Here is a 13,142-nt window from a genome sequence, read left to right on the forward strand (position 1 = left end):
GGTCGGCGCGTACCCACCCGGTCACTGCACGTGCCGCCGCACGTCCGCGGCCACCTGCTCCCGGTCGGCCATGCCGTACTTGGCGAGGACGTGCTTCACGTGCGTCTTGACGGTGTGCACGCTCAGCCCCAGCTCGGCGGCCATCTCCCGGTTGCCCAGGCCGCGCGCGAGGAGCAGCGCGGCCGTGCGCTCGGTCGGGGTGAGCGCGGCGAACCGGGCGGCGGGGCCGGTGTCGGCGCGGGCGGTGAGGTCGATCAGCTCGTACTGGACGCGCTCGCAGCGCTCCCTGACCTCGTCCAGCGCGGCGCGGAGGTCGGCGGCCGGGTCCTCCAGGGCGTCGAGCGCGGTCCGCCGGATGCCGCCGACCCGCCCGGACAGGTACTCGACGACCCGGTGCGAGGTGAGCGCGTCCGCCACGTCCGGTCCCGGTCCGGCCAGGTCCGCGAGGGCGGCGCGGTCCTCGTCCTGGCGCACCAGGACCCGCGCCAGCACGCCGGTCAGCCACTCGCAGGCGCGCACCGCCTCGTCGTCGTAGACGTCCGGGGTGTAGCTGTGCAGGGACACCATGCCGATGACCGAGTCCGGGGCGCCGCGCTCGGGGCGCAGCATCGGCGCGGTGACGACGTCGGCGGAGCGGCGGGTGACGTCGCCGAACGAGGTGCCCGCGCGCAGCACGGCCCCGCCGTCGTAGCGGTGCCGGTAGGTCTGGCGGTGGCGCAGCAGCCAGGCGACGGGCCCGGTGGGGCCGTAGGCGTGCAGCACGGGGTCGTCGAACCGCTGGTCCTCGGTGCCGTAGACGTAGCGGACCTTGTGGCCGTGCAGGAGGCCGATGTAGGAGGAGTCGACGTGGGCGACCTTGGCGAGGGTGCGCACGACCTGCTCGTAGACGGCGAACCGGTCGTCGCCCATGGCGAGGATCTTGTGGTGGGCCTCGCGCAGGATCGCGGTCGTGGCGGGCCCCATCCTCGGCGGCAGCTCGGACATCCCACCTCCGCGCTCGGTGCCCCAGGATGTCCGGCGGCGGGTGGCGGGCGACAGACTCCATCGGGACGAACGCCGCCCGGCCGCTTCCCCGCGCGGGTGAGGCGCGGGGGGCAGCGGCTCGTGGGGGTCACACCAGGACCACGACCTTGCCGGGCAGGGTGGTGGACTCGGCGTGCACCGAGGGCAGCTCGGCCAGCGGGACGCGGCGGGCGACGTCGACGCGCAGCTCGCCGCGGTCGACGCGCTCGCCCAGCTCGGCCAGCTGGGCGGCGTCGCTGCGGACGAACAGGTTCACGCCGCGCACGCCGCGCGCCTCGTCGGTCGGGGCGGGCATCCAGACCGTGGTGTTCACGACGATCCCGCCGTCGTGGACCAGGTCGGTCAGGGCGGCGAGCTGCTCCGGGGCGACCGGGGCGAGGTTGAGCACGAGGTGGACGCGCTCGGTGACCGCGTCGGCGAGCGCGGTGCTGGTGTGGTCGACGACCTCGTCGGCGCCCGCGGCCCGCACGCGGTCGGCGGTGCGGGGGCTGGCGGTGGCGACGACGTGGGCGCCCGCGGCCTTGGCGAGCTGGATCGCGTGGCCGCCGACCGAGCCGCCCGCGCCGTTGACCAGCACGCGCTGACCGGCGACCAGGCCGCCGTGGTCGAACAGGGCCTGCCACGCGGTCAGGCCCACCACCGGGAGGGCGGCGGCGTCGGCCAGCGGGATGGAGGTCGGGGCGGGGGCGAGCGCCTCGGCGGCGGTGACGACGTGCTCGGCGGAGGCTCCGACGCCGGTCATGGACAGGAAGGCCACGACCGCGTCGCCGACCCGGACGTTCGTGACGCCCTCGCCGAGCGCGTCGACGGTGCCCGCGACGTCGAGGCCGGGGGTGTGCGGGAGGGCCACCGGGATCGGGCCCTGCATGAACCCGGCGCGGATGTTGCCGTCGACCGGGTTGAACGAGGTGCCCGCGACCTTGATCCGGACCTCGCCGGCGCCGGGGGTGGGGAGCTCGACGTCCTCCAGGACCAGGACCTCGGGGGCGCCGTACTGGTGGAAGCGCACTGCCTTCATGGGAGAGCCTCATCTCGCTCGGTCTTTGCTTCGAGTTCGAAGCAACTGGGGAGAACACTAGCGTTGCTTTGAATTTGAAGCAAAGTGACCTGCGCCACGGTCCTTTGAATTCGAAGCAGTACACTCGGCGGCATGGCCGACACCCCGCCGTCGCTCGACCCCGTGCAGCTCGGCGCCTACTTCGACCTCATCGAGGTGACCAGCCTGCTGCGGCACGCCGTGGAGCAGCAGCTGCGCGAGGCGGGCGACCTGAGCTACGTGCAGTTCCAGCTGCTCGCCCGGCTCGGCGACTCGCCCACCGGCAGCCACCGCATGACCGACCTCGCCGACGGCGTCGTCTACAGCCGCAGCGGGCTCACCTACCAGGCCGGGCTGCTGGAGAAGGCCGGGCTGGTCACCCGCGCCCCGTCCCCGGACGACGAGCGCGGCGTCACCGTGACCATCACCGACGCCGGACGGGCGCTGCTGGGACAGGTGCTGCCCGGCCACGTGGAGGTGGTCGGCGGGCTGCTGTTCGAGCCGCTCTCCCGCGAGGACGTCACCGCGCTGGCCGATCTGCTCGCCCCGGTCCGCGACCACATGCGCGCGGTGCCGCCCCGCTCGGCCGCGCCGCGCAAGCGCAAGGGCTGACACCTCCGGGGCTGACACCTCCGAGGCGGGCGGGTGAACAACCGGGGGTTCCGCGGGCGGGGCGCGGCGGGGCCGTGGTGCACTCCCCCGCCGGACCCCGACCCGAAGGGCGCACCCCCATGACCCCACCGCGACTGACCCGCCGCCTCGGCCTGGGCGGCGCGACGCTCACCGGGCTGGGCGCGGTGCTCGGCGCGGGCGTGTTCGCGGCCTTCGCGCCCGCCGCCCGCGCCGCCGGGACCTGGCTGCTCCTCGGCCTGGCGATCGCCGCCGCCACCGCCTGCTGCAACGCCGCGTCGTCGGCGCGCCTGGCCGCCCGGCGCCCGGTGTCCGGCGGCGCCTACGTCCACGGGAGCGAGCGGCTCGGGCCGTTCTGGGGGCACCTGGCGGGGTGGGGGTTCGTGGTGGGCAAGACGGCGTCGTGCGCGGCGATGGCGCTGACCGCCGCGGCCTACGCGCTGCCCGACGCCGGGCGGGGCGCCCGCACCGCGCTCGCCGTGGCGGCCGTGCTGGCGGTGACCGCGCTGACCTGCTCGGGTGTGCGCAGGTCGCTGGCGGCCACGGCGGTGATCGTGCCGGTGGTGCTGCTCGTGCTGGCGCTGGTGGTCGCCGCCGCCGCGTCCGCGCCCCTCCCGTCCGCGCCCCTCCCGTCCGCGCCCCTCCCGTCCGCGCCCCACCCGTCGGCGCCCCGCTCATCGGCGACCTGGACCTCGGACGTCGGCCCCCTGGACGTGCTGGAGTCGGCCGGGTTGCTGTTCTTCGCGTTCGCCGGGTACGCGCGCGTCACCACGCTCGGCGAGGAGGTGCGCGACCCGGCCCGCATCATCCCGCGCGCGGTCGGCGCGTCGCTGGTGATCGCGCTGCTGGTGTACGCGGTGGTCGCGGTGGCCCTGCTGGGCGCGCTCGGACCGGCCGGGCTGGCCTCGGCGGCGGACCCGCTGGCCGCCGCCGCGTCCGGGTGGCCGTGGCTGACGCCGCTGGTGCGGGCGGGCGCGGCGCTGGCCGCGCTGGGGTCGTTGCTGGCGCTGGTGCTCGGCGTGTCCCGCACCGCGCTGGCCATGGCGCGCGACGGCCACCTGCCGCGCGCGCTGGCCGCCGTGCACCCGCGCCACGGGGTTCCGCACCACGCCGGGATCGCCGTGGGCGTGGTGGTCGCGGTCCTGGTGTCCACTGTGGACCTGCGCGGGGCGATCGGGTTCTCCTCCTTCGCGGTGCTGGTGTACTACGCGATCGCCAACGCGTCGGCGTGGACGCTGGGCGGCAGCCGACCGGTCCGCGCGGTGGCCGCGATCGGGCTGGTCGGCTGCCTGCTGCCTGCGCTGGCGCTCCCGGTCGGCTCGGTGGTCGCGGGCGCGGCGGTGCTGGCGGTGGGAGCGCTGGTGCGGTGGTGGCGTCAGGGGGTCGGCGCCGACAAGCAGGACCAGGCCCGCACAAGCGCGGGCTAGCGCGAGACGAGCCCCCGCCGGAGGGGGGAGCAGCGCTCCGTGGTTGCGCTTCCCGGTCGTGGCCACCATCGGTGGCAGACCCCCGACCAGAGGAGCCCCCGTGACCGTCGTCGATCCCCCCGCGCCGCGCGACTTCCCCGAACTGCTGGTCGACCTCGGCGAGGTCGTCCTGAACCACGCCGAGGCCGGGTCGCCGGACCGGCCCGCGCTGGTGCCCGTCCCCGAGCAGGGCGGGTCGTGGTGGTCCTACGAGCGCGTCATGCCGCTGCCGGCGCGGGACTTCCACGTGTTCGCCGTCGACCTGCGCGGGCGGGGGCGCAGCACGCGGACGCCGCGCCGGTACAGCCTGGACGACTTCGGCAACGACCTGGTCCGGTTCCTGGCGCTGGTGGTGCGCCGCCCGGCGGTCGTCGCCGGGAACTCGTCCGGCGGCGTGCTGGCCGCCTGGTCGTCCGCGTACGCGATGCCCGGCCAGGTGCGGGCGGTGCTGCTGGAGGACCCGCCGCTGTTCTCGTCCGAGCTGACCCCGGTCTGCGGTCCGGGCGTGCGGCAGGCGGCCGGGCCGCTGTTCGAGCTGCTCAGCACGCACCTGGGCGACCAGTGGGGGGGTGGGCGACCGGGCCGGGTTCACGGCGGCGTGCCGCGCCTCGGACTTGCCGCAGCTGCGGCAGTTCGGGTCGCTCGCCGAGCCGCCGCGACAGATGCGCGAGGACGACCCGGAGCGGCACGCGGGCGTCCTGCTGGAGTGGGCGGCGCGGCTCGACGCGGAAGGGGCGGGCGCGAGCGCACCGGGACCACGACCGTCCTCAGTGGACTGACCGGTTCGAGGACTTCCGGCACCGGCCGTTGCCGAAAACCTTTTCGGCTGCGACAGTGGTGGGCAGGGGGAGCACGGGGACCGCCGCCGCCAAGGCAGATCCGAGCGGATGTGAGGACGCGATGACGCGTTTGCGGAAGGTGCTCGTCCCGCTGCTGACCCTGGTGCTGGCAGGCGCCGCGGCCGGTCCACCCGCCGCGCAGGCGGGCCCGGTGGAGGCGCAGGCTCCCCCGACCGGCACGGTGCGGGTGCACCTGCTCGTGCCGTCCGACGTGGCCCCCGACCAGCGGTACGCGGACGGGATCGCGCGCGTGGTGGTCGAGGCGCAGCGGTACTACAAGCAGGAGCTGGGGAAGACGTTCCGGTTGAACGACCCGGTGGTCGAGGTGATCACCGGTGAGCGCGTGCGCAGCTGGTACGAGAACACCCCGAACGGTTCGGAGCGCTACTGGTGGACGGTGTTCAACATGCAGCAGGAGCTGCTGCGGCGCCTCGGCCTGGGCGCGCCGGACAACCGGTGGTTGAACGTCGGTGAGATCCGGGCCGAGGGTCCGGGCGCGGGTGGCGGCGGCGGTGGCGGCTGGGTGATCCTGTCCGGGCACGACGCGGACGGGGCGGCGGGCGTCAACGGGCCGATGAACCGCTGGTACGGCGGGATGGTGCACGAGCTGGGGCACGCCTTCGGCCTGCCGGACTCCGGCTTCACCGACGGCACGCCGATGTCGGCCTCGTTCTACGACTACCCGAACACGCACTTCAACCAGAGCCAGAAGAACGGCATCCTGAACGGCCCGTACCGGAACTTCCTGCACTGACCCCGTCCCGCCCGGCGTCGACGGCCGTCCGCACGACCGTCGGCGCCGCCGCGCTCCCCGCGTGAGCGCGCGCCCTGTGCCAGACTGCGCCCATGCGGGTCACGTTCGTCCTCCCGGTGTTCTCCCGGCTGCCGAGCGGCGGTTTCCGCGTGGTCTACGAGCACGCGAACCGGCTCACCCGCCGGGGCCACGAGGTGACCGTGGTGCACGAGCGGTGGCGCGAGGGGCTGCACCGCCCGGTCAAGCACTGGTACGAGATCGCGCGGGACCGCTGGCACAGCGCGAGACCCGGCGGGCTGACCCGGTGGCTGCGCTGGATGCGGGTGGACCCAGCCGTGCGGATGAGCATGGTCGACGAGCTGACCCCCGACGCGCTGCCCGACGCGGACGTCACCGTGGCCACCTACTGGACCACCGCGCGGCTGCTCCTGTCGGCGCAGCCCCGGCACGGCCGTCCCGCGCACCTGGTGCAGGGCTACGAGGTCTGGGGCGTGCCGGACCCCGGCGAGGTGGACGCGGTGCTGCGCTCGGCGCTGCCGAAGGTCGTGGTGTCCGAGCACCTGGCCGGGAAGCTGCGCGGTCTCGGCGTGCCGGACGAGCGGATCTCGTTGGCGCGCAACGGCTTGGACCACGAGGCGTACCGCCCGCCGGACCCGGACCCGCCGAGGGGCGCGAGCGTGAGCGTCCTGCTCGGCACCGGCCCGCAGAAGGGCTCGTCCGCCGCGATCTCCGCGCTGCGGGCGGTGCGCGAGCGGTGCCCGGAGCTGCGGGTGCACGCGTTCGGCCCCGAGCGCAGGCACCCCGAGCTGCCCGCGTGGGCGCGCTACTCCCGCGCCCGCAACGGTCCCGAGCAGGCCAGCCGCGCCTACCGGTCCAGCGCGGTGCACCTGTGCTCGTCGGTGCACGAGGGCTGGGGGCTGCCGGTCGCGGAGGCGATGGCCTGCGGCACGGCGGTGGTGAGCACCCGCAACGGCGGGGTGGAGGACTTCTGCGCGCACGAGCGCGACGCGCTGCTGGTGGACGTCGGCGACGCGGACGCCATGGCCGAGGCGGTGCTGGCCCTGATCCGCGACGAGGGGTTGCGGTCCCGGCTGGTCGACGCGGGCAGGCGCACCGCGGCGGGCATGGACTGGGAGCGGTCGGCGGAGGCGTTCCTCGCCGCGCTGCGGAAGATCCGAAGCAGCTGACGAACCGGAAGGTCCCATGCGCACGATCTCGGTGATCACCGCGGCACACGCCCCGAGCGCCCACTACCTGGCGGAGACGGCCAGGAGCGTTGCCGCGCAACAACTCCCGCCGGGGTGGGCGTGCGAGTGGCTGGTCCAGGAGGACGGCGAGGCGCCCGCGCTGGCCGACCGGGTCGGCGGGGCGCGCTACGCGTGCAACGGCGCCAGGCTCGGCATCGCCGCGACCCGCAACCTGGCGCTGGCGCGGGCGACCGGCGAGCTGGTGCAGAACCTGGACCACGACGACGTCCTGCTGCCCCACGCGCTGGCCACCCTGATCACCCGCTTCGAGGAGCACCCGGTGCACTGGGCGGTGATGTCGGCGGACGACCTCCTCCCCGACGGCACGCGCCGCCCGTTCCCCCCGGACCTGCCGCACGGCCCGGTGCCGCCGGGCGCGGTGAACCGCTGGGCCGAGGAGCGCGGCGGCAACTGGCCGCTGCACGGCGGCGGTCTGGCGGCCAGGGCGGAGACCCTGCGCGCGCTGGGCGGCTGGACCGGCGTGCCGGTGGACGACGAGCTGGGCGCGCTGGTGGCCCTGTCCGAGCTGACCCCCGGCTGGCACGACCACGCGGTGACCTGGCTCTACCGCAAGCACCCCGCGCAGACCACGAACAGCTCCCTCTACCCCGGCCTGGAGCACACCGGCCGCCGGATCGCGCTGCAGCGGGCGAAGGCGCTGCGCAGCACGGGGCTGCGGGTGTCCGTCGAGCGGCCGGCGACGGGCAGCCACGAGGTGGCCCTGGGGCCGAACATCCGGCAGGCGCCGGGGAGCTGAGCGGTCCTTCGCGGACGGTCGGAACCGGTCGTGGGGCGGGACGCCCGAGGACGTCCCGCCCACGCGGTCACCGGGTTCAGCGGTGGCCGCTGAGACCGTTCCCGAAGCGCTTGAACGCGGCCAGGGCGGCGGGGGCCGCCAGCGCCGCGGCGGGCTATGAAGATCGTCAGCGCACCAGCGCCCGACTAGGGCGATTACCCGTGATGAGGAATTCGGCAGCGCGACTCGACGCGCGTCCGACCGGCCACGGAACCGCTTTCCCCACGAGCCCGTCCCCCATTCTCGAAATCCCCGCTGAATTCCTCCCGACGACCGTGGCGGGAACTCCTCGAGCATCCCGCGCCACCCCCGCGCAGCCCAGGTCCCGCGCAGGCACTTCGCAGGCGCGTTCCGACCGCGAGCACCCCGGCGGGGCGGGTGGCGCCGGTGTTCGGTGACCCGGTGCGCGCGCACCGGCGGCGGCTGTCCGCAGGCGCTGCTGACCGCCAGGCTCGGCGAGGCCGGGACCGCGGCGGAACCGGGGGCCGTCGACCGGCTGGTCGCGGCGGCGGCCGAGGACCAGGGCCGGGCTGGGGTGGAGGCGCTGGGCGACAGCGACGACCCGGCGACGGACGTGCGGGCGGCGGTCGTCCGGCGACACGTACCGGCGGGAACCGTCAGCCGACCGCCGCCGGCCCCGCGGGTGACGGGCTCGGCTTGTGCAGCAGGAACAGCGCCGCCACGAGTGCGCTCACCACCACGAACACCACGATCTCCAACGGGATCGCGATGCTCCTCGGCACCAGGGTGCCCGCGCCCAGCGCGGCGAACAGGCCGGCCGCCGCGCCCGCCGCGCCCTTGCGGACCCAGGACGCCGGGATCAGCAGGGACAAACCGATCACCGCGATGCCGCACATCAGCAGCTTCGCCGACGAGCCGTCCGCGACGGGCGAGACCGTGACGCGCTCGCCGTCCGCGCCGAGCACGTCCAGGGTCCGGCCCGCGAAGCGCACCAGGGTGACCTCGGCGGGTGGGCTCGGGGCGACGCGGTTGGCGTCGTCCCAGCTCGGCAGGCCCGCGATGACGTGCTCCACGCCGTCCCCGTCCTTCGACTTCAGCTGCGCCGAGCCGTCGTAGTCGCGGAAGGCGCTCGACACCGTGACGCGCTCCTCGAACACGCAGTCCTCGCGCTCGACGGCGCCGCACTCGGGCGCGAAGGCGAACGCCCAGCCCTCGGCGACCGCGCCGCCCCACAACCAGGCCGACCCGATCGACACCAACGCCAACATCGCGGCCACCGCGATCGCCCTCATGGCGCAGGAGAGTAAGCCGAGGTGAGCGCGGGAACCAAGCACTACTACGCAGGGTTTACATACACGTCCCGAATGATCGCGGAAGGTGTTCACAACCGCGTTACGGTTCGTGCGGGCCCGGTACGGAACCGGATCGATCAGGTGCCCGGCGACCAGGCTCGGGAGACCCCGCACTGCTCCGGTTTCGCCAGCCTGCCGCCCGCCACGACCTCCTCGTGCGCGCGCACCGGGTCGACCGCCCAGGACGCCAGCAGGTCCCGGTCCACTTCGGACAGGTGACGCCACGGCAACCCCGCGTAACCGCCGGGCACGGCGGTGATCGTGGGCACCGGCAGCCGCTCGCCGTACAGCCTGCCCGCCCACAGGTCGCCGCTGCCGTCGAGCACGCCGACCCGGTCGTGGTCCAGCAGCGCGGCCACCGGCAGGTGCGGCGGGAACCGCAGGCTGTTCTCCGCGCCGGGCAGGTCGTGGCCGGTGATCCAGTCGACCAGCGCGTCCTGCCTGCGCCCGAGCCGCTCGTCGGCGTAGCGCGAGCTCATCACCACCGGCACGGCCACGCCGCCCGCGCCCCGGTAGGACAGCAGCCCGCCGAGGCGCTGCCGCAGCTGTCCGGGCGTGTCCAGCGCGCTCACCGACACCCGCAGCTCCGCGCCCGCCGCGACGAGCCCGGCCAGGACGTCCGGCGGAATCGGGTGGAAGTGCTTGGTGACGAACACCGTGCAGCGCCCGGACTCCCGCACCAGGTCGGCCAGCTCGCGCGCCCCGCGCCAGTCCCAGGACGCGTCGCTGTTCCACCCGTTGCGCAGGAACCGCTGCCCCGCGGGCAACGCCGCCAGGTCCGCGCGCAGCACGTCCGCGTCCAGGTGGTTCCGCACGCGGACGCCGAAGTCGAACCCGGCGCCGAACGCGGTCCGCGCGGCGAAGCAGCCGCCGTAGCAGACCTGGGTGACCGGCAGGCAGCCCAGGTGCAGGTCGGAGGTGAGGCCGTCGAACGGCAACCCGCCGCGCCGGCCGGCCCGGACCACGACCGGTTCGGGGGCGCGCAGCGGGCGGACCGGGGCCATGCCCGCCGTGCTGCGGGCGACCAGCGCGCGGACCTCGCGCAGCGCCTCGGGGTCGTGGCCGGGCACGGCGGGCGGGTCGGTCGGCACGGCTCCTCCTCAGCACGCCCGCGCGGCACGGGCGCCACGCCCACTCGACCCGGTGACGCGGCGGGGCGGGCGGGCGGGGTCCCCGACATACGCGCTGGTCAGGGCAGCGGAGGGGCAGCGCGCCGACGGCTCGGGGCGCCCCGGCGGAAGTGCGGGCCTGCTCACAGCGGACCTCGGACGCGCGGCGGGCGGAGACGCCGCGCGGCCGGACCGGGGAACCGCTAGCGCGCGCCGTCCACCAGGACCACGCTGCGCAGCACGTCGCCCCTGCGCATCGACTCGAACGCGCGTTCCACGTCGCCGAGCCCGATCCGCTCGGACACGAACCGGCGCAGCGGCAGGCGGTCCTGGAGGAACAGCTCGACCAGCGGCGGGAAGTCGCGGGACGGGAGGCAGTCGCCGTACCAGCTCGTGCGGTACGTGCCGTTGCGCAGGAACGCGTCCAGCAGCGGCAGCTCCAGCCGCATCGACGCGTCCGGCCTGGCGACCAGGACGAACGTGCCGCCCAGCGCCCGCGCGTAGAACGCCTGCCGCCAGGTCTGCTCGGACCCGGCGGCGTCGACGACCACGTCGGCGCCCAGCCCGCCGGTCAGCTCGCGCACCCGCGCGACCACGTCCACGCCCTCGGCCGCGTGCACGAAGTCGGTCGCGCCCAGCTCGTGCGCGACGGCGCGCTTGCGCTCGTCGCGGTCCACCGCCACGACCGTCGTCGCCCCGGCCAGCCGCGCGCCCACGACCGCCGCGCCGCCGACCCCGCCGACCCCGATCACCGCGACCGTGTCGCCGACCCGCACGCCGCCGGTGTTCATCGCCGCGCCCAGCCCCGACATGACCCCGCACCCGAGCAGGCACACCACCGCCGGGTCCGCCGCCGGGTTCACCGGGGTGCACTGGCCGCTGTGCACCAGGGTCAGCTCGGTGAACGCGCCGATGCCCAGCGCCGGGGTGAGCGGCGTCCCGTCGAGCAGGGTCATCGGGGTGGTGGCGGTGCGGTCGTCCACGCACGCCTCGGCCCGCCCGCGCCTGCACGCCCGGCACCGCCCGCACACCGCCCGCCAGTTGAGCACCACGAAGTCGCCGGGCTTGACGTCGCGCACGCCCGGCCCGACCCGCTCCACGATCCCGGAGGCCTCGTGGCCCAGCAGGTACGGGCCCTCGGCGGCGATGACGCCGTCCCGGTAGTGCAGGTCGGTGTGGCACACCCCCGACGCCAGCACCCGGACGGTCACCTCGTCCGGACCGGGGTCCGGCACCACGACCTCCACCAGCTCGGCGGGTTTGCCGCCACCCGGCGCCACCACAGCACTGACCGTCCTGGACATCCGCTCGCCTCCACGAAGCTCGTGCGCCCGCGCGGGCGCCCAGCCGGTTACCCGCCGCACCCCCCTCCGGCGTTACCCCTGAAACACTTCGCCCGAAGGTCTTGACGAGGTTACCGACAGGGCGCGCCGATGCGATTTGCGCACTTTTCCCCAGTATTCCGGCGCGCTCCCGCCGATCCGCGCCCGGAGGTGGCAGCGGTTTCCCGATTCGCCCGGATCGCGCATTCCGCCGCCAGGCCCCGGCGTGCCAGCATGTCCCCGCGCCGGGACGCGCTGGAGCTGTCCGCGGGCACTTCGGGGAAGTTATGGAGCAATCATGAGCGGCACTCCCAGGATCGCGGGGGGCATCACCGCGTTCGCGATCTTCGCCACCGCGGTCAGCTTCGTGATCTCGATGGCGGGCTCGTCGATGAAGAGCACCGTGCAGGTGCTGTTCCTGCCGATGGTCGACAGCTTCGACGTCACCAGGGGCACCCTGGCGGTGGGCACGACGCTGTTCGCGGTGGTCACCGCGCTCGCCTCGTCGGCGGTGGGGCACCTGGCGGACCGGATCGGCGCGGTGCCGGTGCTGGCGATGGGCGCCGGGATCGTCGGGTGCGTGCTGCTGATCTGCGGGACGGTCACCGACATCCGGCTGTTCGTGCTGGCCTACGGCGTGCTCGGCGCGATCGGCTGCACGATGCTGTCGTTCGTGCCGCTGGGCGTGCTGGCCGACCAGCTGTTCGCGGGGCGCAACGCGGGCGTGCTGTACGCGGTGCTGACCAACGGCGCGGCGGTCGGCTTCATGGTGCTGGTGCCGCTGTGGACGTACCTGGGCGGCATCACCGACTGGCGGCAGATCCTGCTGGGCGCGGGCGCGGTGTTCCTGGTGGTGCTGCTGCCGCTGTCGCTGCTGCTGGTGCGCTCCTCCACCCGCCAGCCCAAGCCGCCCGCCGCGCCCGCCGAGCACGGGTTCCTGGCCGGGGTGCGCACCGCGTTCGCCGACCGGCGGGTGCGCGGGCTGATCCTGCCGTTCTTCGCCTGCGGCACCACGATGGCGTTCGTCGACGTGCACCTGTTCCCGCACATGCACGACCACGGCGTGGCCCCGGTGACCAGCTCGGTGGCGTTCGTGCTGCTGGGCGCGACCGAGATCGCCGGGTCGCTGGTGGCGGGCAGGCTGTGCGACCGGGGCCGGATCAGGGCCACGCTGGTCGGCGGCTACCTGATGCGCGCGGGCGCGATGGTGCTGACCCCGTTCTTCTCCGCCGAGTTCACCGTCCTGGTGTTCGGCGCGGTGTTCGGGGCGAGCTACCTGGTGACCGTGGTGGCCACCACGATGTGGATCGCGAAGATCCTGCCGCGCGGGCGCAAGGGCACCGCGATCGGCGTGCTGTGGGCGCTGCACATGGTGGCGGTGGCGGTGAGCAGCCAGCTGGGCGCGGTGATCGCGGACCGGTTCCACAGCTACCTGCCGGTGATCCTGCTCAGCGCGGTCATGACGGTCGGCGCGGCCCTGCTGGTGTCGCTGCAGCCCGACCCGGACGCGGTCGGGCCCGAGGTGAGCCGGACGCCCGCCGCGGCGTGACGGCGGCGCGGGCCATCGGGTTTCCCGATGGCCCGTTCGGCCCAGCGGGGCGTTCCGC

12 protein-coding genes are annotated in these 13,142 nt (G+C 75.1%); 7 read left to right on the forward strand and 5 right to left on the reverse strand.

Going from position 1 to position 13,142, the window contains the following annotated elements:
• Window positions 1-21: 21 nt before the first annotated feature.
• Window positions 22-984, reverse strand: a complete 963-nt coding sequence (locus tag AMIR_RS42235) for a response regulator transcription factor (RefSeq protein WP_015803355.1) — start codon at window positions 982-984, stop codon at window positions 22-24.
• A gap of 127 nt (window positions 985-1,111) precedes the next feature.
• Window positions 1,112-2,041, reverse strand: a complete 930-nt coding sequence (locus AMIR_RS23070; RefSeq protein ID WP_015803356.1) for an NADP-dependent oxidoreductase — start codon at window positions 2,039-2,041, stop codon at window positions 1,112-1,114.
• Window positions 2,042-2,173: 132 nt separating this feature from the next.
• Between AMIR_RS23070 and AMIR_RS23075 the strand changes: the two genes are divergently transcribed.
• From AMIR_RS23075 to AMIR_RS23105, 6 genes are all read left to right on the forward strand, one after another.
• Window positions 2,174-2,671, forward strand: a complete 498-nt coding sequence (locus tag AMIR_RS23075; protein WP_015803357.1) for a MarR family winged helix-turn-helix transcriptional regulator — start codon at window positions 2,174-2,176, stop codon at window positions 2,669-2,671.
• A 119-nt stretch (window positions 2,672-2,790) separates the two neighbouring features.
• The gene (locus AMIR_RS23080; protein ID WP_015803358.1) at window positions 2,791-4,116 is read left to right on the forward strand and encodes an APC family permease; all 1,326 of its coding nucleotides are present in this window, start codon (window positions 2,791-2,793) and stop codon (window positions 4,114-4,116) included.
• Between the two features lie 100 nt (window positions 4,117-4,216).
• Window positions 4,217-5,059 (forward strand): alpha/beta fold hydrolase, encoded by an 843-nt coding sequence (locus tag AMIR_RS37670; RefSeq protein WP_015803359.1) that lies wholly within the window; start codon window positions 4,217-4,219, stop codon window positions 5,057-5,059.
• Window positions 5,056-5,748 (forward strand): hypothetical protein, encoded by a 693-nt coding sequence (locus tag AMIR_RS23095; RefSeq protein ID WP_015803360.1) that lies wholly within the window; start codon window positions 5,056-5,058, stop codon window positions 5,746-5,748. The genes AMIR_RS37670 and AMIR_RS23095 overlap by 4 nt, the downstream gene beginning before the upstream one ends.
• Window positions 5,749-5,840: 92 nt before the next feature.
• The gene (locus tag AMIR_RS36095) at window positions 5,841-6,935 is read left to right on the forward strand and encodes a glycosyltransferase family 4 protein (protein ID WP_015803361.1); all 1,095 of its coding nucleotides are present in this window, start codon (window positions 5,841-5,843) and stop codon (window positions 6,933-6,935) included.
• 16 nt (window positions 6,936-6,951) lie between these two features.
• Complete coding sequence (locus AMIR_RS23105) at window positions 6,952-7,752, forward strand: glycosyltransferase family 2 protein (protein WP_015803362.1); 801 nt, start codon at window positions 6,952-6,954, stop codon at window positions 7,750-7,752.
• 656 nt (window positions 7,753-8,408) lie between these two features.
• On the opposite strand, the gene AMIR_RS23110 is transcribed toward AMIR_RS23105, so the two are convergent.
• The 3 genes from AMIR_RS23110 to AMIR_RS23120 all read right to left on the reverse strand — a co-directional run bounded on the left by AMIR_RS23110 (window position 8,409) and on the right by AMIR_RS23120 (window position 11,517).
• Window positions 8,409-9,044: a hypothetical protein gene (locus AMIR_RS23110; RefSeq protein WP_041836963.1), complete on the reverse strand. Its 636-nt coding sequence runs from the start codon at window positions 9,042-9,044 to the stop codon at window positions 8,409-8,411.
• 137 nt (window positions 9,045-9,181) lie between these two features.
• Complete coding sequence (locus AMIR_RS23115) at window positions 9,182-10,195, reverse strand: hypothetical protein (protein WP_015803364.1); 1,014 nt, start codon at window positions 10,193-10,195, stop codon at window positions 9,182-9,184.
• A 221-nt stretch (window positions 10,196-10,416) separates the two neighbouring features.
• Window positions 10,417-11,517: an S-(hydroxymethyl)mycothiol dehydrogenase gene (locus AMIR_RS23120; RefSeq protein WP_015803365.1), complete on the reverse strand. Its 1,101-nt coding sequence runs from the start codon at window positions 11,515-11,517 to the stop codon at window positions 10,417-10,419.
• Between the two features lie 316 nt (window positions 11,518-11,833).
• On the opposite strand from AMIR_RS23120, the gene AMIR_RS23125 reads away from it, so the two are divergent.
• Complete coding sequence (locus tag AMIR_RS23125; RefSeq protein ID WP_015803366.1) at window positions 11,834-13,084, forward strand: MFS transporter; 1,251 nt, start codon at window positions 11,834-11,836, stop codon at window positions 13,082-13,084.
• Window positions 13,085-13,142 lie beyond the last annotated feature (58 nt).

It is taken from the genome of Actinosynnema mirum DSM 43827, from assembly GCF_000023245.1.
GTDB lineage: Bacteria > Actinomycetota > Actinomycetes > Mycobacteriales > Pseudonocardiaceae > Actinosynnema > Actinosynnema mirum.

Coding starts and splice junctions, on each gene's coding strand:
- AMIR_RS23120 (WP_015803365.1), bottom strand. CDS start 11,517: ATGTCCAGGACGGTCAGTGCTGTGGTGGCGCCGGGTGGCGGCAAACCC.
- AMIR_RS23070 (WP_015803356.1), bottom strand. CDS start 2,041: ATGAAGGCAGTGCGCTTCCACCAGTACGGCGCCCCCGAGGTCCTGGTC.
- AMIR_RS23105 (WP_015803362.1), top strand. CDS start 6,952: ATGCGCACGATCTCGGTGATCACCGCGGCACACGCCCCGAGCGCCCAC.
- AMIR_RS42235 (WP_015803355.1), bottom strand. CDS start 984: ATGTCCGAGCTGCCGCCGAGGATGGGGCCCGCCACGACCGCGATCCTG.
- AMIR_RS23095 (WP_015803360.1), top strand. CDS start 5,056: ATGACGCGTTTGCGGAAGGTGCTCGTCCCGCTGCTGACCCTGGTGCTG.
- AMIR_RS36095 (WP_015803361.1), top strand. CDS start 5,841: ATGCGGGTCACGTTCGTCCTCCCGGTGTTCTCCCGGCTGCCGAGCGGC.
- AMIR_RS23080 (WP_015803358.1), top strand. CDS start 2,791: ATGACCCCACCGCGACTGACCCGCCGCCTCGGCCTGGGCGGCGCGACG.
- AMIR_RS23110 (WP_041836963.1), bottom strand. CDS start 9,044: ATGAGGGCGATCGCGGTGGCCGCGATGTTGGCGTTGGTGTCGATCGGG.
- AMIR_RS23125 (WP_015803366.1), top strand. CDS start 11,834: ATGAGCGGCACTCCCAGGATCGCGGGGGGCATCACCGCGTTCGCGATC.
- AMIR_RS23075 (WP_015803357.1), top strand. CDS start 2,174: ATGGCCGACACCCCGCCGTCGCTCGACCCCGTGCAGCTCGGCGCCTAC.